Source organism: Nonomuraea sp. NPDC004186 (assembly GCF_053603495.1).
The window spans coordinates 1-21,775 of record NZ_JBSGFQ010000134.1 but is presented as its reverse complement, the minus strand read 5'-3'; the positions used below and the strand labels follow the sequence as shown (position 1 = coordinate 21,775).

The 21,775-nt window shown below is 74.0% G+C and carries 18 protein-coding genes; 11 read left to right on the top strand and 7 right to left on the bottom strand.

The features are described from left to right. Window position 1 precedes the first annotated feature (1 nt). Window positions 2-1,576 (top strand): hypothetical protein, encoded by a 1,575-nt coding sequence (locus tag ACWEPL_RS55755; RefSeq protein WP_363974720.1) that lies wholly within the window; start codon window positions 2-4, stop codon window positions 1,574-1,576. A gap of 63 nt (window positions 1,577-1,639) precedes the next feature. Here ACWEPL_RS55755 and ACWEPL_RS55750 read toward each other — a convergent pair whose 3' ends face one another. Both ACWEPL_RS55750 and ACWEPL_RS55745 read right to left on the bottom strand, forming a co-directional pair. After that, entirely contained in the window at window positions 1,640-3,388 is a 1,749-nt protein-coding gene (locus tag ACWEPL_RS55750; protein ID WP_452441392.1) for a glycoside hydrolase family 36 protein, read from the bottom strand. 13 nt (window positions 3,389-3,401) lie between these two features. Continuing rightward, the gene (locus tag ACWEPL_RS55745) at window positions 3,402-4,565 is read right to left on the bottom strand and encodes an ROK family protein (protein WP_452441391.1); all 1,164 of its coding nucleotides are present in this window, start codon (window positions 4,563-4,565) and stop codon (window positions 3,402-3,404) included. Between the two features lie 72 nt (window positions 4,566-4,637). On the opposite strand from ACWEPL_RS55745, the gene ACWEPL_RS55740 reads away from it, so the two are divergent. Continuing rightward, the gene (locus ACWEPL_RS55740; protein ID WP_452441390.1) at window positions 4,638-6,704 is read left to right on the top strand and encodes an alpha-galactosidase; all 2,067 of its coding nucleotides are present in this window, start codon (window positions 4,638-4,640) and stop codon (window positions 6,702-6,704) included. A gap of 35 nt (window positions 6,705-6,739) precedes the next feature. Here ACWEPL_RS55740 and ACWEPL_RS55735 read toward each other — a convergent pair whose 3' ends face one another. The 4 genes from ACWEPL_RS55735 to ACWEPL_RS55720 form a co-directional block, all read right to left on the bottom strand. After that, complete coding sequence (locus ACWEPL_RS55735; RefSeq protein ID WP_452441389.1) at window positions 6,740-7,951, bottom strand: wax ester/triacylglycerol synthase domain-containing protein; 1,212 nt, start codon at window positions 7,949-7,951, stop codon at window positions 6,740-6,742. A gap of 7 nt (window positions 7,952-7,958) precedes the next feature. Beyond that, entirely contained in the window at window positions 7,959-8,216 is a 258-nt protein-coding gene (locus ACWEPL_RS55730) for an acyl carrier protein (RefSeq protein WP_350727714.1), read from the bottom strand. Window positions 8,217-8,323: 107 nt separating this feature from the next. Beyond that, entirely contained in the window at window positions 8,324-12,148 is a 3,825-nt protein-coding gene (locus ACWEPL_RS55725; protein ID WP_452441388.1) for an SDR family NAD(P)-dependent oxidoreductase, read from the bottom strand. A 40-nt stretch (window positions 12,149-12,188) separates the two neighbouring features. Then, window positions 12,189-13,511 (bottom strand): cytochrome P450, encoded by a 1,323-nt coding sequence (locus ACWEPL_RS55720; RefSeq protein ID WP_452441397.1) that lies wholly within the window; start codon window positions 13,509-13,511, stop codon window positions 12,189-12,191. Window positions 13,512-13,597: 86 nt separating this feature from the next. Here ACWEPL_RS55720 and ACWEPL_RS55715 point away from each other — a divergent pair, with 86 nt between their 5' ends. The 4 genes from ACWEPL_RS55715 to ACWEPL_RS55700 all read left to right on the top strand — a co-directional run bounded on the left by ACWEPL_RS55715 (window position 13,598) and on the right by ACWEPL_RS55700 (window position 16,393). After that, entirely contained in the window at window positions 13,598-14,116 is a 519-nt protein-coding gene (locus ACWEPL_RS55715; protein WP_452441387.1) for a hypothetical protein, read from the top strand. A 42-nt stretch (window positions 14,117-14,158) separates the two neighbouring features. Then, complete coding sequence (locus ACWEPL_RS55710; protein WP_363974699.1) at window positions 14,159-14,530, top strand: hypothetical protein; 372 nt, start codon at window positions 14,159-14,161, stop codon at window positions 14,528-14,530. Between the two features lie 48 nt (window positions 14,531-14,578). Continuing rightward, on the top strand, window positions 14,579-15,157 hold the full coding sequence (locus ACWEPL_RS55705; protein WP_452441385.1) for a TetR/AcrR family transcriptional regulator: 579 nt from the start codon (window positions 14,579-14,581) through the stop codon (window positions 15,155-15,157). Between the two features lie 84 nt (window positions 15,158-15,241). Next, on the top strand, window positions 15,242-16,393 hold the full coding sequence (locus ACWEPL_RS55700) for an MFS transporter (RefSeq protein WP_452441384.1): 1,152 nt from the start codon (window positions 15,242-15,244) through the stop codon (window positions 16,391-16,393). Here ACWEPL_RS55700 and ACWEPL_RS55695 read toward each other — a convergent pair. Continuing rightward, window positions 16,353-16,829, bottom strand: coding sequence for a MarR family winged helix-turn-helix transcriptional regulator (locus ACWEPL_RS55695; protein WP_355195699.1), 477 nt, complete (start codon window positions 16,827-16,829; stop codon window positions 16,353-16,355). The genes ACWEPL_RS55700 and ACWEPL_RS55695 overlap by 41 nt on opposite strands. A 102-nt stretch (window positions 16,830-16,931) precedes the next feature. Between ACWEPL_RS55695 and ACWEPL_RS55690 the strand changes: the two genes are divergently transcribed. The 5 genes from ACWEPL_RS55690 to ACWEPL_RS55670 all read left to right on the top strand — a co-directional run. Next, window positions 16,932-17,669 carry a phytanoyl-CoA dioxygenase family protein gene (locus ACWEPL_RS55690; protein ID WP_350727721.1) on the top strand — a complete coding sequence of 246 codons (738 nt, stop codon included), beginning with the start codon at window positions 16,932-16,934 and terminating at the stop codon, window positions 17,667-17,669. 79 nt (window positions 17,670-17,748) lie between these two features. Further along, on the top strand, window positions 17,749-19,344 hold the full coding sequence (locus tag ACWEPL_RS55685) for a S8 family peptidase (RefSeq protein WP_452441382.1): 1,596 nt from the start codon (window positions 17,749-17,751) through the stop codon (window positions 19,342-19,344). Continuing rightward, the gene (locus ACWEPL_RS55680) at window positions 19,344-19,949 is read left to right on the top strand and encodes an RNA polymerase sigma factor (RefSeq protein ID WP_452441380.1); all 606 of its coding nucleotides are present in this window, start codon (window positions 19,344-19,346) and stop codon (window positions 19,947-19,949) included. Before ACWEPL_RS55685 ends, ACWEPL_RS55680 begins: the two co-directional genes overlap by 1 nt. Next, window positions 19,946-20,449: a hypothetical protein gene (locus ACWEPL_RS55675; RefSeq protein WP_452441379.1), complete on the top strand. Its 504-nt coding sequence runs from the start codon at window positions 19,946-19,948 to the stop codon at window positions 20,447-20,449. Before ACWEPL_RS55680 ends, ACWEPL_RS55675 begins: the two co-directional genes overlap by 4 nt. A gap of 55 nt (window positions 20,450-20,504) precedes the next feature. Beyond that, window positions 20,505-21,775 (top strand): hypothetical protein (locus ACWEPL_RS55670; protein WP_452441378.1); only part of this gene is annotated, 1,271 nt, incomplete at its 3' end.

Sequence of the window (21,775 nt, the reverse complement as noted above, 5' to 3'; positions counted from 1 at the left end):
CATGGCACATGACCTCAGCAGGCGGGCCGTGCTCGCGGCGGGCGGCGCGCTGGCGCTGTCCGCCGCGGGAGGGGTCTCTGCGAGCGCTTCGACGATCTGGCAGTCCCGCCTGGTGCGTTACGACCGGCAGGGGCGGCTGGCGTACGAGCAGGACGCGGAGGGCAACCGCATCCCCGACTTCAGCCATGCCGGCTACCGCAACGGCGAGCGGCCGATCCCGCACGTGCCCGTCGTCAGGACGATCCGCCCGATCGAGGGCGACAACACCGCCCATATTCAGGCGGCGCTCGACGAGGTGGCCGCGCTGCCCCGCGCGCGGCGCGGCGCCCTGCTCCTGCTGCCCGGCCTCTATCCGGTGGCGGGCACCCTGTACGTACGGGCGAGCGGCACGGTCCTGCGCGGCTCCGGCGACGGCGAGGACCCGGCCGGCAACACGATCATCAAGGCCACCGGGAACAACCCGAAGGACCGCGACGTGATCGTGGCCGGTGGCGCGGCGGGCGGCGGCTGGACGGGCGAGGTGCCCGGCTCCCGCACCGACATCACCACGGACTTCGTGCAGGTGGGCGCGCGCGAGTTCGCGGTGGCCGACGCGGGCTCGCTGCGGCCCGGCGACAACATCGTGATCACCCATCCCTGCACCGAGGAGTGGCTGAAGGCCATCGACTACGGCGGCCACGACGTGGGACCGGCGTGGAAGGTGGGCGAGCACCCCCTCATCTACAACCGGTACGTACGCGAAGTTTCCGGAAATGTCGTGAAAATCGATGTCCCGGTCTTCAACCACCTCAACCGCGCCCTGTCCCCGTCCTTCCTCTACAAGTGGGACCGGGCCGGGCTGGTCACCCAGGTGGGCGTGGAGCGGCTGCGCGTCGACATCGAGTACCAGGGGGACCCGGAGCAGGACGAGGACCACGCCTACAACGCGATCGTCCTGCTGCGCACCGAGGACTCGTGGGTGCGCGACTGCACGATGCTCCACTTCACCCAGGCCGGGGTCGCCACCCAGGAGACCACCCGCGCCACGGTCGAGAACTGCCGGGCCGTCGACCCGGTCAGCATCGTGACGGGGAGCAGGCGCTACAACTTCAACACCTACGTCTACTCGCAGCAGGTGCTCTTCCGCGACTGCTACGCGTACAAGGCCAGGCACGCGTTCGTCTCCAACGGCCACAGCACGGTGTCGGGCGTGGTGTTCCTGCGCGGCACCTCGGAGTACGCGCTCAACTCCAGCGAGGGCCACCGCCGGTGGTCGCAGGCTCTGCTGTTCGACGGCCACAAGGACGTCGACCCGCACTACGACTACACGCTCGGGCTGTACAACCGCGGCCGGTACGGCACCTCGCACGGGTGGTCGGCGGCCCACTCGGTGGCGTGGAACTGCGACGTTTCGACCAGCAGGCTCATCGTGCAGAAACCGCCGACCGCCCAGAACTACGCGATCGGCTGCCAGGGCACGATCACCGGCGACGGGCCGTTCGCGCAGCCGGCCGGGTACATCGAGGGCGCCAACCAGCCCGGCCTCCTGCCGCCCTCGCTCTACCAGGCCCAGCTGCTGGACCGGCTGCGCCGGTAACGCGGACCAGGCGCAGCCGCCGACTGTCCGGGCGCTGGAGCGGCTGCGCCTGCAACCTGACCGCTAGCGGGTCAGGCGGAGCAGGCCCCCCTCGGGGACGTTGACCTGGGCGATGCCCGGGCGCAGGGGCAGGTTGCCCTCGGTGACGGTGCGGCCGCGGCAGTCGAGGATCGTGGCGTGGGCCGTACCCGAGTCGGGCACCCGCAGCAGCACGTCGGTGGAGGCGTCGCCGTTGGCCAGCCAGAGCGTGCCGGTGGCGGGCGCGGCCACCGGCATCGGCGCGTACCGGGCCGTGATCACCGTGTCGCCCGAGCGGGCCGTGACCTGCGGGTAGCCCAGGTCGGGCCGCGCGGGCTCGAAGGAGCCGCGCTGCAGCACCTCGGCGTGCTCCCGGAAGAAGCCCAGCCAGAACCGCAGCACCTCGCGCTGCTCAGGCGTCTGCGCGGTCAGGTCCACCGAGATCTGCGGCACCGAGAAGAGCACGTTGACGAGCTGCGTGGCGACGTGCTCGGGCCGCTCGTCCGGGTGCCACATCAGCATGTCCGCGTGCACGGCCAGGGGTCCCGCGATCAGCCGCAGGTCCACCGTGCGCTGCCGGTTGTGCGCCGGGCTGAGCGGGCAGTCGGAGGCGCGCACCATCGTGGCGTACGGCCACAGACCCGGGCTCACGTACGGCTGCCGCAGCTCGACCAGGCAGTCGCGCGGCAGCTGCGCCAGGAGCCGGCGCACGCCCTCGTTCACCGTCCGGCAGTCGGCCTCGGGGCCGGGCTCGGGCGGGTCCTCCACGGCGAACTGGTCGATGAAGTCGATCTTGAGGCCGTCCATGCCCCACTCCGTGACCGCCCGGGTGAGGTGGCCGGCGATCAGGTCGCGGACGCGCGGGTAGCGGGGGTCGACGACGGCGGCGTTCATGTGCTCCTTGTACGCCAGCGTGTACCCCCGCACCTGCTCCCAGAGCGCCGTGTGGCGGCCGACGAACGGCAGGGCGTACCAGAGCAGGTAGGCCAGTCCCTCACCCCGCACCTTGGCCACGTGTCCCGAAATATCAGGGAATGTGGTGGGGGATGGTTCCCACTCGCCGACATAGCCGTACCCGCGCCCCCGGTCGTCGCTGTGCCAGCCGTCGTCCACGATGATCGCCTCGCAGCCCAGCTCGGCCGCCGGCCCCGCCTGCCGCTCCACGCTCTCGGCGCTGACGTGCTGCTGCATGGCGTACCAGGTCGAGTACGCGGGCATCCGCGCCGCCCGCGGCACGTCGGCGACCGGTCCGTGCAGCGCGCGCCACCAGTCCGCCACCTCCGCCAGCGTGGTCGCGAAGTGCCGCCGGGTGAGGTCGAGCCGCAGCACGAGCCCCGTGTCCGGCTCGGCCTCGTGCTCCACCCAGAACCCGAACTCGCCGGTCTCCTCCACCACCCCGGTACGCGTCCGCACGGGCCTGACCACCTCGCCCGCGGCGTAGGCGCACAGCGCCACGTCACCGGCGCCCACCAGGCAGCCGACGGGCGCGTTCTTCTCCAGCGCCGCCACGCGGGGACGGCGCCAGAACGGCGGCAGCCCCCGGTGCTCGCCGCCGTCGGCAGCCCAGAACGCGGTCGCGTCCACGCACGGCACCCGCCAGGCCACCCGCACGTCCGCGGTCCGGTCGGGGACGACGCGCAGCTCCAGGACGCCCGGGGACGGCTCGGCGGCCGTGCAGGTGAGCACGGCCGCCGCCGAGCACTCGAACGCGAGCCCCGCGGCCTCGATCCGCACCTCCTCCGGCTGCTCGAACGCTCGATCGTGCGGCTGCCAAATGCCGGGCGCTGCGGTCACTCGGTCTCCCTGTTCATGGCTCGAGGGCGAAGTGCTGCTGGATGGCGACCGCGGCGGCGCCGCGGGCCCACTGCTCGAACGATCGCGGGCGCAGCAGCAGGCGGCAGTCGGCGGCCGCGCCGAACGCCTGGGCCGCGAACGACCGGTTGAGCTGCTCCTCGAACAGCCCGTACGAGGCCAGCCCCGGCACGTCCCCGGTCACGATGATCCGCTCCGGCCCGAACAGGTTGGCCATCGCGGCCATGGCCAGCCCGATGGCGTGCCCCGCGCGGGCGAACACCTCGCGCACCGCCGGATCGCCCGCGTGGGCGGCGTCGATGGCCGCTTCCACGGTCAGCGACGCGTCGCCGGACGCCGCGCGCGCCGCCGCCAGCAGGGGCGCCGTGCCGGCGATGGCCTCGACGCAGCCGCGCCCGCCGCAGTGGCACTCGGGCTCGTCACCCCCGACGGGGATGTGGCCGATCTCCCCGGCCACCCCGTGCGCGCCGGCCACCACCCGGTCGTTGACCACCAGCCCGCACCCTATCCCCACCCCCACCGTGACCAGGGCGAACGACGACGTGCCCACCCCGTCGCCGAACCACTGCTCGGCCACGGTGAGCGACTTGACGTCGTTGTCGATCGTGACGACCAGGCCCGTGGCCTCGGCGGCCAGCCGCGCCAGCGGCACCTGGTGCCACTGCAGGAAAGGGGAGTAGCGCACCACCCCGTGGGCCTTGTCGACGTCGCCCGACACGGCCAGGCCCAGCGCGTGGCAGCGCTCGCCGTAGGCCGGGTCGGTGGCCAGCAGCTCGGCGACCAGCTCGGCCAGCGCCGAGACCACCCCTTCGGCCGACGTCGTGGCCAGCGGGCGGTGCGCCGAGACCAGCGGCTGCGCGCGCAGGTCGGTGACCACGCCGATGAGCTCCTCGTGAGTGATCTTCACCCCGCAGAAGAACTCCCGCTCCGGCCTGATGGAGAGCGGGCTGGCCGGGCGGCCCGCACCCGGCGCCGTACGCTCGGTGGCCTCCAGCTCCTCCAGGTAGCCCGCCTCGATGAACGGCCGGGCGGCCTTGGTGACGGCGGCGGACGACAGCCCGCTCCGCTTGGCGATCTCCACCCGGGAGACCGGCCCCTGCGTCAGCACCATGGTGAACACGGTCGCCGCCGCGGGGGTCGAGGTGAGCCGAGGGTGCATGAGTGCGATAGTAGCAGTAATTAACTTCGTCAAGAATTGAATTCGAGCGGGGTCGTGCCTAGGCTCCGGGGCATGCGATCGGTGACTTTCGACGCCTCCAGCCGCAGGTGGCTGCTGCGTACCCCGGGCACGAGCTACGTCGTGGCCCTCGCGGACGACGACGCCCCCCGCTGCCTGCACTGGGGCCCCGCGCTGACCGCCGAGCAGGCCGCCAGCCTCCCCAGCTCGGCCGCGTCCGGGGCCAGCAGCTTCGACAGCACGGCGGGCGAGGAGGAGCTGGTCTCCGAGGTGGGCGCGCGGTTCGAGACGCCGTCGCTGCAGGTCGTCCTCCCGGGCGGCGACCGGGGGATCGAGTGGCGGCACGACGGCCATGACATTGACGGGGGCCACCTGACGCTGCGCTTCTCCGACCGCCGCCATCCGCTCCTGGTCGAGCTGCACTACCGGGTGCACGAGGACAGCGACGTGATCGAGCGCTGGACCGTGCTGCGGCCGCGGGTGCCGGTGACCGTGCTGCGGTGCGACTCGGCGGCCTGGAGCGTTCCGGCGCTGGAGGGCTACCGGCTCAGCCACGTCACGGGCGGCTGGAGCTCGGAGCACGCGCTGGGCCGTACCGAGCTGGCCGTGGGGGAGACGACGCTGACCAGCAGGCGCGGGGTGACCAGCCACCACGCGAACCCCTGGCTCATGATCGACGGCGGCGACGCGGGCGAGCGGCACGGCGAGGTGTGGAGCTGCGCCCTGGCCTGGAGCGGGAGCTGGCGCGTCACGCTCACCCGCACGCCCTCCGGGCGGGCGAGCTGGACCGGCGGGTTCGGCCACGAGGGCCTCACCTGGCGGCTGGAGCCGGGCGAGGAGTGGGTGACGCCGGTGTTCGCCGGCGTGTACGCGCCCGACGGGTACGGCGAGGCCAGCCGGCGCTGGCACGACCACATCGCCAGGCACGTGCTGCCCCGGCCGGACGAGCCGCGCCCGGTCGTCTACAACGCCTGGGAGGCCGTCGGGTTCGACGTGAACGAGGCCAACCAGCGCGACCTCGCGCGGCTGGCCGCCCGGGCGGGCGCGGAGCTGTTCGTGATGGACGACGCGTGGTTCGGCGGGCGCACCGGCGACAGCGCGGGGCTCGGCGACTGGTGGGTCAACGAGGAGCGCTTCCCCGACGGGCTGAGCCCGCTCATCGACGAGGTGCACCGGCTCGGCATGCGCTTCGGCCTGTGGGTCGAGCCCGAGATGGTCAACCCCGACAGCGACCTCTACCGCGCCAACCCCGACTGGGTCCTGCACATGCCGGGCCGCTCCCGCACCCTGCTGCGCAACCAGCTCGTGCTGAACTTCGCCCGGCCCGACGTCGCCGACTGGGCGCACAAATGGCTGCACAAGCTGGTCTCCGAGCACGCCGTCGACTTCCTGAAGTGGGACTTCAACCGCGCCTTCACCGAGGCGGGCCGGCCCGGCGACCCGGACCAGGACCGGCTCTGGATCGACCATGTCAGGGCCGTCTACTCGATCATGGACCGGCTCCGCGCCGACCACCCGCACCTGCGCCTCGAGGCGTGTGCGGGCGGCGGCGGCCGTACCGACCTGGGCATCCTGGCCCGCACCGACCAGGTGTGGACCTCCGACAACACCGACGCCCACGACCGCATCGCGATCCAGCGCGGATTCAGCCAGGTGTACCCGGCCCGGGCCATGGCCGCCTGGGTCACCGACAGCCCGAACCCGCTCACCGGGCGGGCCGTCCCGCTCCGCTTCCGCTTCCACGTGGCCATGGCCGGGGCGCTCGGGCTCGGCGGCGACCTCGCCCGCTGGAGCGAGGCCGAGCTGTCGGAGGCGGCCGAGCTGGTGGCCGTCTACAAGGACATCCGGCCCGTCGTGCAGTTCGGGCGGTTGTGGCGGCTTCCGTACGGGGTGCAGTACGTGCACGGGGACCGAGTGGTGGTGCTCGCCTGGCACGGGCCCGTCGCGTTCGGCACGCCGATCGCCCCTCTCCGCCTGGCCGGGCTCGACCCGGACGGCCGCTACCGGGACGAGGACACCGGCGCGGTGCACCACGGCGCGGTACTGATGTCCCGCGGCCTGCCGCCCCTGACCCCCAAAGGCGCCTACGCCAGCGCCCTCCTGCGCCTGCGCGCCTGCTGACCCGTCGGATCACTGGGCCGGATCACTGGGCCGGATCACTGGGCGACCTCCCGCCGCAGCTCCTCGAGGGCCTCCTCCATCAGGCGCGGGAGCCGGTCGCCGTGCGCGAGCGCGGCGGACAGGACGCAGGAGACGACCACGGTCGTGTCGCTGTAGACCATCGACACGGCCCCTCCACCGGTGTCGTACGTGGGCGGGACGGCGAAGCAGCCGTCCAGGGGCAGGTTCACCCCGATGACGCTCACCGTCATCCGGCCCGGGAACGCCTTCGGCACGAGCCACCTGAGCAGCCGGAACACCACCGCCGGGGCCCTGACGGGATAGCGGTCGCGCCGGTAGACGGCCATCCGCTCGAAGCTCGTCTGCTCCATGACCCCGCGCAGCCGCTCGCGCGTCGCAGGCTCGGCGCAGGGCAGGTCGACCGGCATGGTGGTCGCGCCGTTGCCCAGGCCACCGTCGCGCAGGCGGCCGTTCAGGTTGAGCGGGAAGGAGACGGTCGTGCCCCGGCGGCCCGCCTTCCGCCAGTGGGCCGGGTTCCAGGCCCGCAGGGCGCCGGCCAGCACGGCCAGGCCGACCTGCGGGACGCTCGCGCCGGTCGCGGCGGCGATCTCGCGGAAGGCGGCGAGGTCGAGCCGCAGGAAGAACGTCCGCGCGCCCGCCCCCGACCTGCCCGGAGGCGGTCTGAGCCGCGCCGACGGGGCCGCCAGCCGGGCCGCCGTGGCGAGCAGCCGCATCCGGGCCCTGGCCGGCGCCCGCACCGCCACGTTCGGATCGGGCGCCGGGACGGTCCTGCCCAGCAGCACGGCCCGCGTCGCGATCCGGGCCGCCCCCACGCCGTCCTGGAAGGCGTGGTGCACGCGGTAGCACAGGATGTGCTCGTCCGCGGCGTACCCGTGCACGACCATCAGGCTCCACAGCGGGTGCTCGGGCAGCAGCCGGTTCTCCCTGACGGCGTCCACCACGGCCGCGCCCACGTCACGGCCCGGCGCCACCCGGTACTCCACGACGTGGCAGGCCGGGTCGAAGGCGGGATCCGGCTCCCACCCCTCGCGGGCCAGCCGGTAGGTCAGGACCGGCGCCCGCGCGGCCGCCTCGGCGACCCGCCGCCGCAACTCCCAGGAGTCGGGGGCCGGGCCGGGCATCCGCGCCGCGAGGGCGATGTGCAGCCGGTGGTCTCGGGCCGAGCCGACCTCGCCGAGAAAGAGCCGGTCCGACCCGGTCAGCGGTACGGTCCCAGCAGCTCGCATGACCGGGCTAACCGGCCGTTCGCCGCGCGAGGTACGAACGGTGCGCCAGCCGGGCGACGTCGCCGACCGTCATCTCCATCGTGAAGTCGGAGGGGTCGATGTCCAGCCCGTGGCCGCCCAGCGCCGCCCGCAGTTCGAGCACGCTCATGCTGTCGGACTCGAGATCGTCCACGAACGTCGTCTGCGGGGTGACGGCCGCCGGGTCGACGACGTAGATCTCGGCGCAGTACTGGCGTACGAGCCGCAGGATGTCTTCCTCGGACAAGAGTCCTCGCCTCTCCGTCGGGGGTCTGTCGGGGGTCCCAGCATGTCGCCGCGCGGGAGGCCGGGGCGGCGCCGGAGTCCTCGTGTCCGGTCAAGAACGGCCCTGGACTAGTCGATCAGCGGGCGGAGCCGGGTCGCGACGTCCGCTCCGGCCTTGAGGGCGGCCCGGCAGCGGGCCCAGTCGTAGCGGGACACGGCGCCGGCCTCGACGCCCGCCGCGATGAGGCCCTCGGCCGCCGTCAGCGCCTCCCCGGACGTCATGGGCAGGAAGCCGTTGCGGCCGAACACCTCCGCGATGCCGTGGCGGGCGACGAACCCGGCGTCGCCGATCGTGCCCCACGCGGTGGCGTGCCCGGGCAGGCCACGGGCGCGCCGCCGCCGGGCCAGGGCGTCGAGGAAGACGTTGGCGGCCGCGTACGCGGACTGGCGCGTGCCTCCGTACGTGCCGCTGACCGAGGAGAACAGCCAGAACAGGTCCAGCTCCCGCCCCTCGGTGAGCCGTTCCAGCACCAGGGCGCCGGCCATCTTGCAGCCCAGCACGCGGGCCAGCCGCGCGGCCTCCAGGCGCAACAGGTCGCCCGAGTCCGGCTCCATCGCGGCGTGCACCACGCCGCGCAGGGGCTGCTCCCCGGCGTCGATCTCCTTGAGCACCGACGCCATCGCGGCCGGGTCGGTGACGTCGGCGGCGTGGACGGACGCCCGCGCGCGCCGAGACCGGAGCCCGGCCACCGTGGCGGCCGCCTCCGGCGCGTCGCCGCCCCGGCGCGAGACCAGCGCGAAGTGCCGGGCGCCCCGCTCCGCCAGCCGGTACGCGGCCGCGGCCCCGAACCCGCCCACGCCACCCACCACGAGGTACGTGCCTCCGGGATCAGGCCTGAGCCGTCCGGGCCGCGTCCTGACCGGGACCGGGCCGTCCAGGGGATCGAAGGAGAGCACGACCGCGCCGAGGTGCCGGTCGTGCCGCATGGACGCGACCGCCTCCCGGACCCGGGCGGCGGGATAGAGGGTGTGCGGGAGCGGGCGGTGAACACCCGCGTGGACGCGCTCCATGACCTCACGGAACACCTCGAGCTCGACCCCCTGCCCCGGCTCGCCGTCCCCGGGGTGCGGGCCGTTGGGCACCTCGGGCGCGCCGTTCCTGGGGTGCGGGCTGTCGGGCGTCTTGGGCGCGCCGTTCCCGGGGTGCGGGCCGTCGAGCGCCTCCGGCACGCCAAGGCCGTGCAGGAGCTCGCGTTGGGCCGCCGTCCTCGCGGTGGCGGCGATCGGTGTCCCCCGGTGCCACGCGTCCTGCAGCGCCGCCAGCCCGAGCGCCGTGGCGCCGCCGCGTGCCTCGTGGCGGGCGAGGGCGATGAACGGGATCGGCAGGGTGGCGGCCTCGGCGAAGCTCATGCCGTGGGGGATCGCGCCGACGAGCCGGGCGTCGGCGAGCAGGTGGGAGGCCGGCACGCCCGCCGCCACCCCGACCACCCGCCGACCGGCCCCGACATCACGCACACCAGTCCCGACCGCCCTGACCACCCCGGCGAACGCCCACCCGGGCTCGCTGACGTCCCTGGCGTCCCGAGGACTCCCGTCTCCGGGATCCCCGTTTCCAGGGCGCGCGTCTCCAGGGCGCGCGTCTCCGGGACCCGTGTCTCCGGGACCCGTGTCTCCGGGACCCGTGTCTCCGGGACCCGTGTCCCCAGGGCTTCCGGCGCTCCCGTCCCAAGGGTTCCCGGCGCCCCCGGCCTCCCGGGCATCACCGGCATCCCAAGCAGCCCGGGAATCAACGGCGGGCGGGAGCGGGCGATCGGGCAGGCCGACGGCCCGGACCTCGACGGTGACCGTGCCGGGGCCGGGTGGTGGTGGAGGGTCGGCCTCCGTCCAGGCGGGCTCTCCGCGCCGGCCCGACCGGCCGAGGTCCAGGACGTAGTGCCGCACCCGGTCGCCGACCCCCTCGTACGGCACCTCCCGGGCGACGAAGCGGCCACCCGGGGTCAACGCGACCTCGCTCTCCCCGGAGGCGGCCAGCAGCTCGCGGGCCAGCCGGCGGGCGTCCACGGCGACCGTCCCCTCGCGGTGCAGGCTGATCCTGGGCAGGCGCAGGCCGGGCCGGTCGTTGGCGATGGCGCGGGCGGCTCCCCAGATCGCCGCGTCGGCGGGCACGAGAGGCAGCTCCGGAGCGGGCAACGCGCCGCTGGGCCGCGTCACCACGTACAGGGTGCGCTCGACGGCCGGTGGCAGCTCGTCGCACGCGGTCACGACGGCTCGCAGCACCCCCATCCGCGCGACGGCCTGCTCCACCCTCAGACGCGGCTCGTCATCGGTGCCGGCGCATTCACCATGCTCGGCCAGCACGAACACGACGCACACCCGCCCGCTCCCCGGCCCACCACCGCACACCCACCCGCTCTCCGGCCCGCTCGATGGCCCGCTCGGTGGCCCGCTGCCGCACACCCACTCGCGCCAGCGAGCCGGATCCCCATCCGCGAGCACCGCCACGGCCTCACCGCCCGCCGCCCCAGCCGGGGCCGACGCCGCCACGGCCTGGTCGCTCGTCGCCTCGCCCTCGATGCCGGAGGTCAGCAACCGGGCGACCGCGTCGGCGAGCGGCAGCTCGGAGTCCGTCTCCGCGGCGACGACCCATCGGGTGTCGCCGGCAGCCGCGGGCAGCAGCCGCCGCCGGGCTTCGGTGGTAGAAGTGAGAAGCGGCGGGTGCCCCGTTTCGGTGGTAGGCGGGGGAAGCGGTGGGCGCCCAGCTTCGGTGGCAGGCGCGGGCAACGGTTGTCGCCGAGCCTCGGTACTCGGGGGGTGGGAGGCCAGCATGACGGAGAAGCCGTCCCGGGCAGGCGGCCGGTCGTCGCCGGTCTGCACCACCTGGGCGAACCCGCACTCGCGCAACAGCGACGGCCACCGGTCGCGGGACAGCAGCAGGCCGTGCGGGCGCAGGTCGCGGTCGTCGACCTGCCAGAAGCTCTCCAGCAGGCCGAAGGTGCCGATCAGCAGACGCGGATCGTGGGTCTCGACGGCCAGCAGGTGACCGCCGGGAGCGAGCAGGCGCCCGATCCGGCGCAGGGCAGGGGCCAGGTCCCGCGCGGTGTGCAGGGCGTTGGCGGCGACCACCACGTCATAGCCGCCCGCCGCGAAGCCCTGGGCAGCGGGGTCGGCGTTCAGGTCGAGCTGCCGGTAGTCGAGGAAGTCGTGGGCGGCGAAGCGGCGGCGGGCCGCGGTGCAGAAGAACGGCCAGACGTCGGTGAAGGTGTAGCGGGTGCGATCGGACGGCAGGCGCGGCAGGAGCGCCGCCGTCGTGCCGCCCGTGCCCGCGCCGACCTCCAGCACCCGGAGCGGCCGGTCCGGCGGCCAGGCGGCCACGATCTCGTCGAGCAGCGCGCCGGCCACCTGGTTGGCGAAGCGGCAGAGCGGGGCGATGTCGTAGAGCTGGCGGGTCAGCTCGCCGCCGCCGTCGCGGCTCAGCAACTCCAGCGGGTCCCGTTCGCCGCGCAGGACCGCCGGCAGGTGGTGGTACATGCGGCTGTTCAGAGCGACCTCCGTGACGAAGGCCGGGTGTCGCAGCAGCAGGCTCCGGGTCAGCTCGTACGGCCTGGCCGGACCGGTCAGCCGCCACCGGCCGTCCGGCTCGGGCTCCGCGAGCCCGTGTTCCCGCAGCAGATCGAGGACGACGGCGCCCAGGCGGCCGGGGCGGGCCAGCTCGTCGAGGGCGGTCGCGAACCGGTGGAGCTGGGCCTGCCACGCCTCCGGGAGGAACCGTTCGTAGCGGAGCTCGCGCCACGCCTCGCGCAGCCGCTCGATCCGCTCGCCCGCGCGGGCCACGATCACCTCGGGATCGGGCTGGGCCACGACAACCCAAGGATCGGGCGGCGGCTGGTCCGGCCCGTGCGAGGCGGCGCGGAGCCGGGCGTGGTGCAGGGTGATCGGCGGGCGGGTGTCAGGCATCGGGCCGGCCGTCGAAGGGTCGTGGGGTGATCGGCGGGTGTCAGGCATCGGGCCGGCCCCCGGAAGGCCGCGGGGTGATCGGGCCGCGGGGCACCGCGATCACCGTGCAGCCCCGGTCGGGCTGGTGGGTGATGGCGACGCGGTTCATCCCCTCGTCGCGCGGATCGGCGGCGGAGAGGATCACGCGGCGGGTCACGACGTGCAGGAACGTCGAGATCTGCAGCAGCGCGAAGTGCTTGCCCACGCACACGTGCGGCCCGGTCCCGAACGGCAGCCAGCTGTACGGGGCGGGACGTCCCTCCAGGAACCGTTCGGGCCGGAAGGCCGACGGGTCGGCGAAGTGCCGGGGATGGTGGTGCAGCGCCCGCAGCGCCACCAGCAGGTTGGTGCCGGGTTCGACCCGGTAGCCGCCGAACGTGAGCCGCTCGCGCGCCACGCCCAGCGGCACGGTCGAGGTCGAGGGCCGCAGGCGCAGCGTCTCGCAGGCGACCGCGGTGGCGAACCGGTCGTCCTCGCCGTGCAGGGCCTCCGCGGTCAGCCGGTGGAGCGCGGACGGGTGCCGTACGAGCCGCTCGACCGCCCAGGCCACGCCCAGCGCGGTCGTGGTGTGCCCCGCCAGCAACATGGTCAGGACCTGGTCGACCAGCGCCTCGTCGTTGAGCCGCCACCCTTCGGCGGTGCGCGAGGCCATCAGCAGGCTCAGGACGTCGTCACCGGTGCCGCCGTCGTGGCGGCGGGCGATCTCGCCCCTGACCAGCCGGACGCAGCGGGCGCGGAGCCGTTGCGCGGACGGCCAGAGCCGGATGGCGCCCAGCCCGCGCAGCGCGAAACGGACCATGAGCTCCTCCGTCAGCGCCACGTTCAGGAGCTCGCGCACCAGCGGCCGCCACACCTCCAGGCGCCGCCGGTCCAGCCCGAGCAGCGCGCGCAGCGCGATCTCCAGCAGCGCCTCCCACAGCAGCGGCAGCAGCTCGAACGGCATCCCGGCCGGGAACCCGTCCACCGTCCGCCCGGCCACGTCGGCCACGATCTCGCGGTGGCGCCGCACCGCCCTGCCGCCCAGCAGGGGCAGCACCAGCTTGCGCATCCGGTGGTGGTCGGCCCCGTGCTGCGCGAAGATCGACCGCGGCCCCCACGCCGCCGCCGTGGGCCGGCCCTCGAACGGGTCCAGCGGCGCCGTCATGACCTCGCCGATCAGCGCGGGATCGCGCATGAGCGCGACCCGCCTGATGCCCGGCGCCCAGAACGCGAACACGTCGCCGTAGCGTTCGAAGGCCCGGTCGAGGAGGTGCTCCCCCCGCACGAGGTACGCGGGCAACCCCAGCAGAGCCAGCCGGCCGGGGCCTGGGACGGGACGCGCCATGGTCACCCGCCGATGGTAGGAAAGGGCACCCGCCCGATGCCTCGTGCAACGCCGGGAGCAGGTAAAACGGGGGTGTGCGATTCGGCGTGCGGCAGTTTGAACTGTCCCTGATGCACCGGATGCGCGATCTCAACCCCGCGCGGGTCGAGGACGCGCTCCGGGTCATGGGCGCGACCAGGGCGGAGCTGCGGGCCGCGCACGCCCAGTGGACGAGGATGCTCCACTCGCCGAGGGCGCCGAAGACGCTCCGGCCGCTGCTCGGCCGCCCCGTGCACGAGGGCACGACCGCCGTGGGCAGCCTGACCTGCGGCGTGTCCCGCTGGGCCCTGCCGTCCTGGCCCGGCCTGGAGTTCGAGGTCCTGTACGGGCCCGGCGGCGAGACGTGGAACCAGTGGTTCGTCCGCCCCGGGGACCCCAGGACGCTGTCCTTCGCCGAGCTGGCGCCCTGGAGCTGCGTGGTCGCCGACGTCGCCGCGAGCTTCCCCGGCGCCGTCCACCAGGAGGGCCAGGCCCCGCACCACTGGGCGGTCGACTTCGCCCACGGTGGCGCCACCCATCGCGCCCGGTTCGTCTACGGCCTCTGCCAGCGGATCGACGCCCGGTAGCCCGCCGCCTCCTCTTCAGAGATCATCGGCTGGAAGGCTTCGATGATCTCTGAAGAAAAGGTGACGAACATGCTCCGCGCCCTCGCCGTATCGGTGGCCGCCGGGATCCTCTCGCTCGGGGGATCGCCTCCGGCTCAGGCGGCGATCACCTGCCTGCCGGAAACGCCTGTCTGCCAGGAAGTCCGCGGGGTGCCCGGCGACCGCTTCTACTGGTTCGAGATCCAGCCCGCGCCGGCCACGGCCGTCTTCACCTTCATGGTGAACGATGTCCTGACCCCCGGCTCCCTCACGACGTCCACCTCCGGCACGGCGCTCGAAGGGGACTTCCGGCCCGCTGTGGTGCTGGTCAGCGGAGACGAGGTATGCATGCGCGTCAGCACCCTGAGCGGCGAGTTCTGCGCCACCACGCCCTAGCCCGGACGGTTCTTTACTGGTCTGTACAAAATCCGCTAACCTCCTCCCATGGGCAGGCCACGGGAGTTCAGTGATCGGGCGGTCGTCGACGCCGCGATGGAGGTCTTCTGGGAGAAGGGGTACGAGGCGACCTCCACCCAGGACCTGTGCGAGCGCACCGGGCTCGGCCGCGGCAGCCTCTACAACGCCTTCGGCAGCAAGCACCGCCTCTACGAGGAGGCGATCCGCCGCTACGCCGAGACCAAGGCCGAGGCGCAGCTGGCGATGCTGGCCGAGTCCGGGTCGGTGCGCGCGCGGCTCAGGGACCTCATGCTCGGCGTGATCGACGCCGACATGGCGGACCCGGGCCGGCGCGGCTGCCTGGCGCTCAACGCCGCCACCGAGGCCGGCGGGCGCACGGAGGCGGTCGCGGGGCTGGTGCGGCGGCAGTTCACCGACCTGGAGCAGGCGCTTCAACGGCTGGTCGCGATCGGCCAGAGCACGGGCGAGCTGTCGTCGGACCGGTCGCCGCGGCAGGTGGCGCGGGCGTTCCAGAGCGCCTACTACGGCCTGCGCGTGCTCGCCAAGGTCACCGACGACCGGGCCGCCCTCCTCGACGTCGTCGACGGGGCCGTCGCCGCCCTGTAGCAGCCCTGGCCGCGGTTCATGGAGCCGCGGCCTTTTTGCCGCCCTAGTTCTGTACTGATCTGTAAAGAAAGAGAGCGAAGATCGATGAGGCTCAGTGTGCCGTCGCTGATGTTGTGCGTGTTCGGGATAACGACCGGCGAGTTCGTCATCGCCGGCATCCTCCCGGGCATCGCCACCGACCTGGCCGTCTCGATCCCGGCCGCCGGGCTGCTGGTGACGGCGTACGCCATCGGGATGATCGTCGGCGGGCCCGTGCTGACGGCCCTCACCGCCCGCTTCCCGCGCAAGCCGCTCATCCTGGTGCTGCTCGGGATCACGATCGCCGGGAACCTGGCCTCCGCGCTCGCCCCCGCGTACGGCGTGCTCTTCGCGGCCAGGGTCGTCACGTCGCTGGTGACGTCCACGTTCTTCGCCAACGCGATCGTCATCGCGGTCTCCACCGCCGCGCCGGGCAAGCAGGCGTCCACCGTCTCCAAGCTCGTCTTCGGCATGAACCTGTCGATGATCCTGGGCGCGCCGATCGGCACGTTCATCGGGAACGCCCACGGCTGGCAGGCCACGTTCCTGGTGGTCGCGGCGTGCTGCGCGGCCGGGTTCGCGCTGGTCGCGCGGCTGGTGCCGGACGTGCGCGAGCCGTCCGGCGGGGGCTCGGCCGTGAGCGAGCTGCGCGTCTTCCGCGACCGGGACGTGCGGCTCGCCATCGCGGTCACGGCCGTGGGCAACGCGGGGCTGCTCATGGTGTTCACCTTCTTCGCGCCCCTGGTCACGGACGTCACCGGCTTCGCCGGCGGCGCGGTGGCGGTCCTGCTGCTGGTGTACGGGGTGGGCGCGGCCGTGGGCAACCTCCTCGGCGGCCGGCTGTCGGACCGGGCGCCGATGGCCGCGCAGCTCGGGCTGCTGGGCGTGCTCGCGGCGGTGCTCGTCCTCATGTGGGCCGGGAGCGGCAGCACGGCGGTGACGGCGGTCATGGTGTTCGTGCTGGGCGCGGCGGGGTTCGCGGTCATCCCCGGCATGCAGGCGCGCGTGCTGGCCACCGCCTCGGCGGCGCCCACCCTGGCGATGGCGGTGAACGCCTCCGCCTACCAGCTGGCCGCCGCGTTCGCCGCCTGGCTCGGCGGGCGCGTCATCGACGGCGGGCTCGGGCTGCGCTCCCTCTACGTCGTGGCCGCCGTGGTCACGGTGGCGGGCATCGCGGTCAGCTCGTACGCCTGGCGTCGCTCCCGCGTACCGGCCTGACCCCCGCGAAGGCGGCGTGGACGGCGTCGGCGATCTGGCGCTGGATCGGGTCGGCCTCCGGCCCGAACAGCAGGTCGTCCACCCGGGACACCGCGCCCGTGGCCGCCTCGAGCAGGCGCGCGCCCTCGGGCGTCAGCTCGATCGTCGACGCCGACCCGGCGCGGGCCGTGCTGTCGCGCGCCAGCCCCGCCGCGACCAGCGCCTTCACCGCGGTGTGCACGCTCTGGACCGTCGTCCCCGACATCCGCGCCAGCTCGCTGAACGACACCCCGGGCACGCCGGATATGTGACCGAGCAGGCCCAGCCGGCTGACCGTGAGGTCGAGCGGGGCCAGGGCGGCGGCCAGCTCGGTCTCGATCCGGCGCGCCAGTGTGAGCAGGACGATCGAGGGGCTGGTCACGGGCGGACCGGGGCGATCGGCGTTCTCGGTGGTCACCCCACCAGTCTCCCGCACCCGCGCGGCCACGGCTGCGAGCGCACCCGCAGGAGTGGGAATCACTCGGAGGGACGGCACGGGGCGGACGCGCGGGAGAGTGCGATGACCGATTCGGCGATGGTGCGGTTCTACCAGGACAACGGCTACCTGCTGGTCAAAGGGCTGCTCGGCGCGGCGGAGGCGCGGGCGTACCGGGAGGAGTGTCACGCGGTGCTCGCGCGGCTGCGTCCGACGGACCCCACGTGGGGGAGCGCGCGGGAGATCGGCGGGGCGGGGACCGAGCTGCGGCACTGCCACGACGCGCAGTTCCACTCGGCCGCCTTCGCCCGGCTCATGGTGGATCCGCGCTTCACCGACGTCGCCGCGGCCCTGATGGGCTCGGAGAACGTGCAGCTCCACCACACCAAGATCTTCGTCAAGCCCGCCGAGAAGGGCTCGCCGTTCCCCATGCACCAGGACGCCGCGCACTTCCCGCACACCCGCCACACCATGGGCGCGGCGATCTTCCACTTCGACGCCGCGCCCGAGGAGAAGGGGTGCGTGCGCGTCGTACCGGGCAGCCACCGGTACGGGCCGCTGCCGCACCTCGAGGCGGGCGGGTGGCACCTGCCGCTCGCGGAGTGGCCGCTGGAGGCCGCGGTCCCGGTCGAGGCGGAGGCCGGGGACGTGCTGTTCCTCAGCTATCTCACCGTGCACGGGTCCGGGGTCAACCGGGCGGACGAGGCGCGTACGACCCTGCTCATCCAGTACCGCGACCCCGAGGACCAGCCCGCCGACGACGTCCACCGCTCCCGGGGCCAGGGCATGATGCTCCGCGGGATCGACCCGACGGGATCGTGACCATTCCGTTATCGACCTCTCGTATCGAGGCGGGGGCGCCGCTCTCGTACGCCACAGAGGGAAGAACGGAGACGGTGAGATGAGCATCGACTACATCCGCGAACCAGCTGCATCGGGCGGCTCCGAACGATTCGGGCCGCCCTGGCAGGGCATCACGCTTCCCCGCGAGATCCTGGACCGGCACGGCGCCAGGATCCTCGACCCCTGGGGCGTCCCCCTCGACCCGGGCGAGCGCCGCCCCGACTCCACGGTCTACCGTTCGGACGTGCTGCTCCTCCCCGGGCAGGCGCTCCGCTCCGACGAGGTGGTCTCCTGGATCAACCGGGCGCTGTCCGGGATCCAGCTGGAGCTGTCGCCGGTCAGCGTCAGGCGCGCCCGCGAGCGGGATTACGGGCGCGAGACCGTCTGGCTGCCCGGCGTGCTGGAGATCCAGAAGGAGGCGCACGACATCGACGTCGACGCCTGGCGCGCTCTCCGCGTCGTGCGCAGGGCGCTGCGCGCCGAGTCCGACGGGTGGCCGTTCAAGGCGGTGCTCGCCACGATCTCGCTGGACCACCTGTTCGTGGGCTCGGCCACGAGCGGCATCGGCTCGCTCAGCTTGGGCGGCGAGCCCGCCACCAGCGGCCACGCCGTGATCGAGGAGCCGCTGACGAGCGCCCGGCCGGGGTACGGACGCGTGCCCGTGACCGTGGTGGCGGGGCCGCCGCGCCGCAGGCCGCTCGCCCAGCTCGGCGGGCGCAGGATCACGGTGGTCACGCTGGACACCGGCGTGACGGAGCACCCCTGGTTCAGGCCGGTGACCGACCCCGACGCCTTCCTCACCGTCGATCCGGCCGGGCAGCAGCTCATCGAGGACTCCCACCCCGCCTACCAGGGCCGCGACGTCGCCAAGCTCGTCGGCTACGAGGACCTCGGCGAGCTGCCCAACCCGCTCGTCGGCGTGCTGAACTCCCACACCGGGCACGGCCTCATGCTCGCCGGCCTCATCGCGCAGATCGCACCGGACGCCCGCGTGCTCATGTACAAGGTCATGCACAGCGACGGCGTGGTCCCCCTCGAGGCCGTGCACGCGGCGCTCGACCGGCTGCCGGCGCTCATGGCCTCCGGCACCGCCGTGGACGTGCTGTGCTGCTCCTTCGGCGGCTTCTCCGAGGCGGGCGACCCGGCCATGCAGGCGCTGTTCGACAAGGTCAACCAGCTTCGGGCGCGCGGCGTCATCGTGGTCAACGCCGCCGGCAACTACGCCACGACCAGGCCGTTCTACCTCGCCGCGCTGTCCGAGACGGCCGTGCCCGGCCCGCCGCTGGCACCCATGCTGGGCGTCGCCGCCAAGAACCCCGACGGCACGATCGCCATCTTCAGCAACGAGCACCCCGCCGTCCGGTGGCGCGCTCCGGGCGCGATGGTGGTCAGCACGTTCCCGCCGAAGTTCAGGGGCGCCCAGAACGCGATGCTCACCACGGGCGAGCGCGCCTCGCTCGACTGCGACGCCGTGGGGCCGTTCTGCGGCTGGAGCGGTACGTCGTTCGCCGCCCCGATCGTCGCCGGCACCATCGCCGCCGAGCTCACCAAGACCCTCGGCCAGGTCGGCGTCGATCCCGTCCAGCGGGCCAGGCAGGTCGTCGACGCGATGGTCGACGACAAGGCCGTACGGCCGGAAATCGTCCCCATCTGATGACCGGCGACCCCGCACTCGAACGCGCGCCCGCTCCCGGCCGGCGCCGCGACCGGCTGGCCGCTCTGCTGGTCGAGGCCAGGGAGGGCAAGAGCGGCGCGCTGGACGCCATCGTCGCCGAGCTCACGCCCGTGCTCTGGCACACCGCCAGGAACCAGGGCCTCAGTCCGCAGGCGGCCGAGGACGTCGTCCAGACGACCTGGCTGATCCTGCTGCGCCACCTGCACACCATCGCGGCGCCGGGCGCGCTGATCGAATGGCTCGTCACCACCGCCCGGCGCGAGGCGTGGCGGGTCAGCGCCTCCTCGCGCAAGGACGACCTGCCGGGCGACGACGCGTTCGAGGAGCTGCCCGACCCCGTGCTGACGCCGGACGAGCTCCTCGTGCACGACGAACGGCGGCGCGCGCTCTGGCAGGCCGTCGAGAGCCTGCCCCAACGGTGCGCCGAGCTGCTCAGGATCATCGCCTTCGTGCCTCGTCCGCACTACGACGCCGTGGCCGCCGCTCTGGGCATGCCGATGGGCAGCATCGGACCCACGCGCGGCCGGTGCTTCGCGAAGCTACGCCGCCTGCTCGCGAAGGACCCCGATTGGAGCCCCCGATGAACCCGGCCGACGGGACCGACCCTCCCCCCTTCACCGCCGAGGACCAGCTCCTCATCGAGGACATCGCCGACGTCTACCGCACCGTCGACCCGGTCCCCGCCACGCTGGTCGAACGCCTGCAGTTCGCCCTGGCCCTCGAATCCCCCGAGCCGGACTTCGAGATCCTCCGCCCGCAGGAGGAGGCCCCGCTGCCGGCGGGCGTCCGGGGCGGCGAGGACAGCCGTACGATCACCTTCGACAGCGAGGTTCTCACGATCATGATCAGCGTGACCGCGCGGGACGAGGACGCCGTACGCGTGGACGGCTGGCTCGCGCCGCCGGGCGACCACCTGGTCGAGCTGCGCACCGGCGAGGGCCCGCGCACGGTCAGGGCCGACGACCAGGGCCGCTTCGTCCTGGACGCGGTGCCGCGTGGCCTGTCGCAACTCGTGGTGCGCCAGGGACTGGACGATCCGGCGCGGGCGACGATACTGGCGGTGACGCCCTCACTCATTCTCTGACCACCGCGAGGCGCGATTGCGGGACAGCGGGCGTGCAGCGTCGCTCCGGGAGCGAGTGGAACGCCTGCACCGGCTCAGCGTCGAGGCGACCGACAACGGCCGCCCGGCCCTGGCCGCCCGCAGACTCCGCCGGGCCCTCGCCCTGCTCGAATCGGCGACCGCCGTCGGTTCCGCGGACGAGGACCGCGACGGCTCTGACGGCCTGGTCGCCCGGGTGCTCACCAGCCTCGCGCACGCCGAGGCCGAGCAGGGGCGGACCGAGCTCGGGATGGAGCTGCTCGACCGGGCCCAGCGCCGCGCGCCACCGGCCGCGCTGGCCATCGTGCACGCCCAGCGCGGCCTGATGCACCTGCGCATGGGCGCCGGCACCGAGGCGCTCCGGGAGCTGGACATCGCCGCGCCCCTGCTCGCCGACGGCGACCGGGTCGAGCTGGCCAGGGTGCTGCTCAACCGGTCGGTCATCCACCTCATGGCCGGCCGGATCCGCCTGGCCAGGGACGACGCGCGCCGCAGCGCGCAGCTCGCGCACGCCCACGGGCACGAGGTGATCGCCGCCAAGGCCCTGCACAACGACGGCTACTGCGACCTGCTGCTCGGCGACGTGCCGGCGGCGCTGGCCGTGTTCGCCCGCGTGGACCGGCTCTACGAGGACGTCAACCCCGGCTTCCGCCCGGTGCTCGCGCTCGACCGCGCCAGGGCGCTGCTGGCGGTCGGCCTGACGGACGAGGCGGGGCGCGTGCTCGACCGGGCCATCGACGGGTTCCGCAGGCAGCGCCTGATGCAGGACTACGCCGAGGCGGAGCTCGCCCGGGCGCAGTGCGCGCTCGACGCGGGCCGGCTCGCCGAGGCGCGCGCCCGGGCGCGGCGCGCGGAGACGCACTTCAGGCGCCGGGGGAGTACGGCGTGGGCGCTGCGCGCGGCACTCATGCGCCTGCGCGGCGAGGAGGCGGGCGCGGCGGGGCGGGTCGCCAGGCGGGCGGCGGAGCTGTCGGCGGGGTTCGCGGCGTTCGACATGGCGGACGACGCCGAGCTGGCCCGGCTGGTCTCGCTCAGGGCCCTGATCGCCGCCGGCCGCCTCCCCGAGGCAACAGCCGCCGCGTCGGGAGGTGGTGCGGGGTCGCGGAGGGCGTCGTTGGAGGTGCGGCTGATGCGGCATCTCGCCGCCGCCGAGCTGGCGGGCGCGCACGGGAAGCGGGGCCTGGCACTGCGCCGGGTGCGGGCCGGGCTGGCGCTCGTGCACTCGCACCGCGGCCGGCTGGGCAGCCTCGACCACGCTCGCCGGGGAGTTCCTGCGGCGGGGCCTGGTGGATCGCGTGGTCGCGTACC

What these genes read in the sequence shown, in the direction of transcription:
- ACWEPL_RS55755 (WP_363974720.1), top strand. Translation starts at nt 2, where the DNA reads ATGGCACATGACCTCAGCAGGCGGGCCGTGCTCGCGGCGGGCGGCGCG.
- ACWEPL_RS55745 (WP_452441391.1), bottom strand. Translation starts at nt 4,565, where the DNA reads ATGCACCCTCGGCTCACCTCGACCCCCGCGGCGGCGACCGTGTTCACC.
- ACWEPL_RS55740 (WP_452441390.1), top strand. Translation starts at nt 4,638, where the DNA reads ATGCGATCGGTGACTTTCGACGCCTCCAGCCGCAGGTGGCTGCTGCGT.
- ACWEPL_RS55735 (WP_452441389.1), bottom strand. Translation starts at nt 7,951, where the DNA reads ATGCGAGCTGCTGGGACCGTACCGCTGACCGGGTCGGACCGGCTCTTT.
- ACWEPL_RS55725 (WP_452441388.1), bottom strand. Translation starts at nt 12,148, where the DNA reads ATGCCTGACACCCGCCCGCCGATCACCCTGCACCACGCCCGGCTCCGC.
- ACWEPL_RS55720 (WP_452441397.1), bottom strand. Translation starts at nt 13,511, where the DNA reads ATGGCGCGTCCCGTCCCAGGCCCCGGCCGGCTGGCTCTGCTGGGGTTG.
- ACWEPL_RS55710 (WP_363974699.1), top strand. Translation starts at nt 14,159, where the DNA reads ATGATCTCTGAAGAAAAGGTGACGAACATGCTCCGCGCCCTCGCCGTA.
- ACWEPL_RS55705 (WP_452441385.1), top strand. Translation starts at nt 14,579, where the DNA reads ATGGGCAGGCCACGGGAGTTCAGTGATCGGGCGGTCGTCGACGCCGCG.
- ACWEPL_RS55700 (WP_452441384.1), top strand. Translation starts at nt 15,242, where the DNA reads ATGAGGCTCAGTGTGCCGTCGCTGATGTTGTGCGTGTTCGGGATAACG.
- ACWEPL_RS55690 (WP_350727721.1), top strand. Translation starts at nt 16,932, where the DNA reads ATGACCGATTCGGCGATGGTGCGGTTCTACCAGGACAACGGCTACCTG.
- ACWEPL_RS55685 (WP_452441382.1), top strand. Translation starts at nt 17,749, where the DNA reads ATGAGCATCGACTACATCCGCGAACCAGCTGCATCGGGCGGCTCCGAA.
- ACWEPL_RS55680 (WP_452441380.1), top strand. Translation starts at nt 19,344, where the DNA reads ATGACCGGCGACCCCGCACTCGAACGCGCGCCCGCTCCCGGCCGGCGC.
- ACWEPL_RS55675 (WP_452441379.1), top strand. Translation starts at nt 19,946, where the DNA reads ATGAACCCGGCCGACGGGACCGACCCTCCCCCCTTCACCGCCGAGGAC.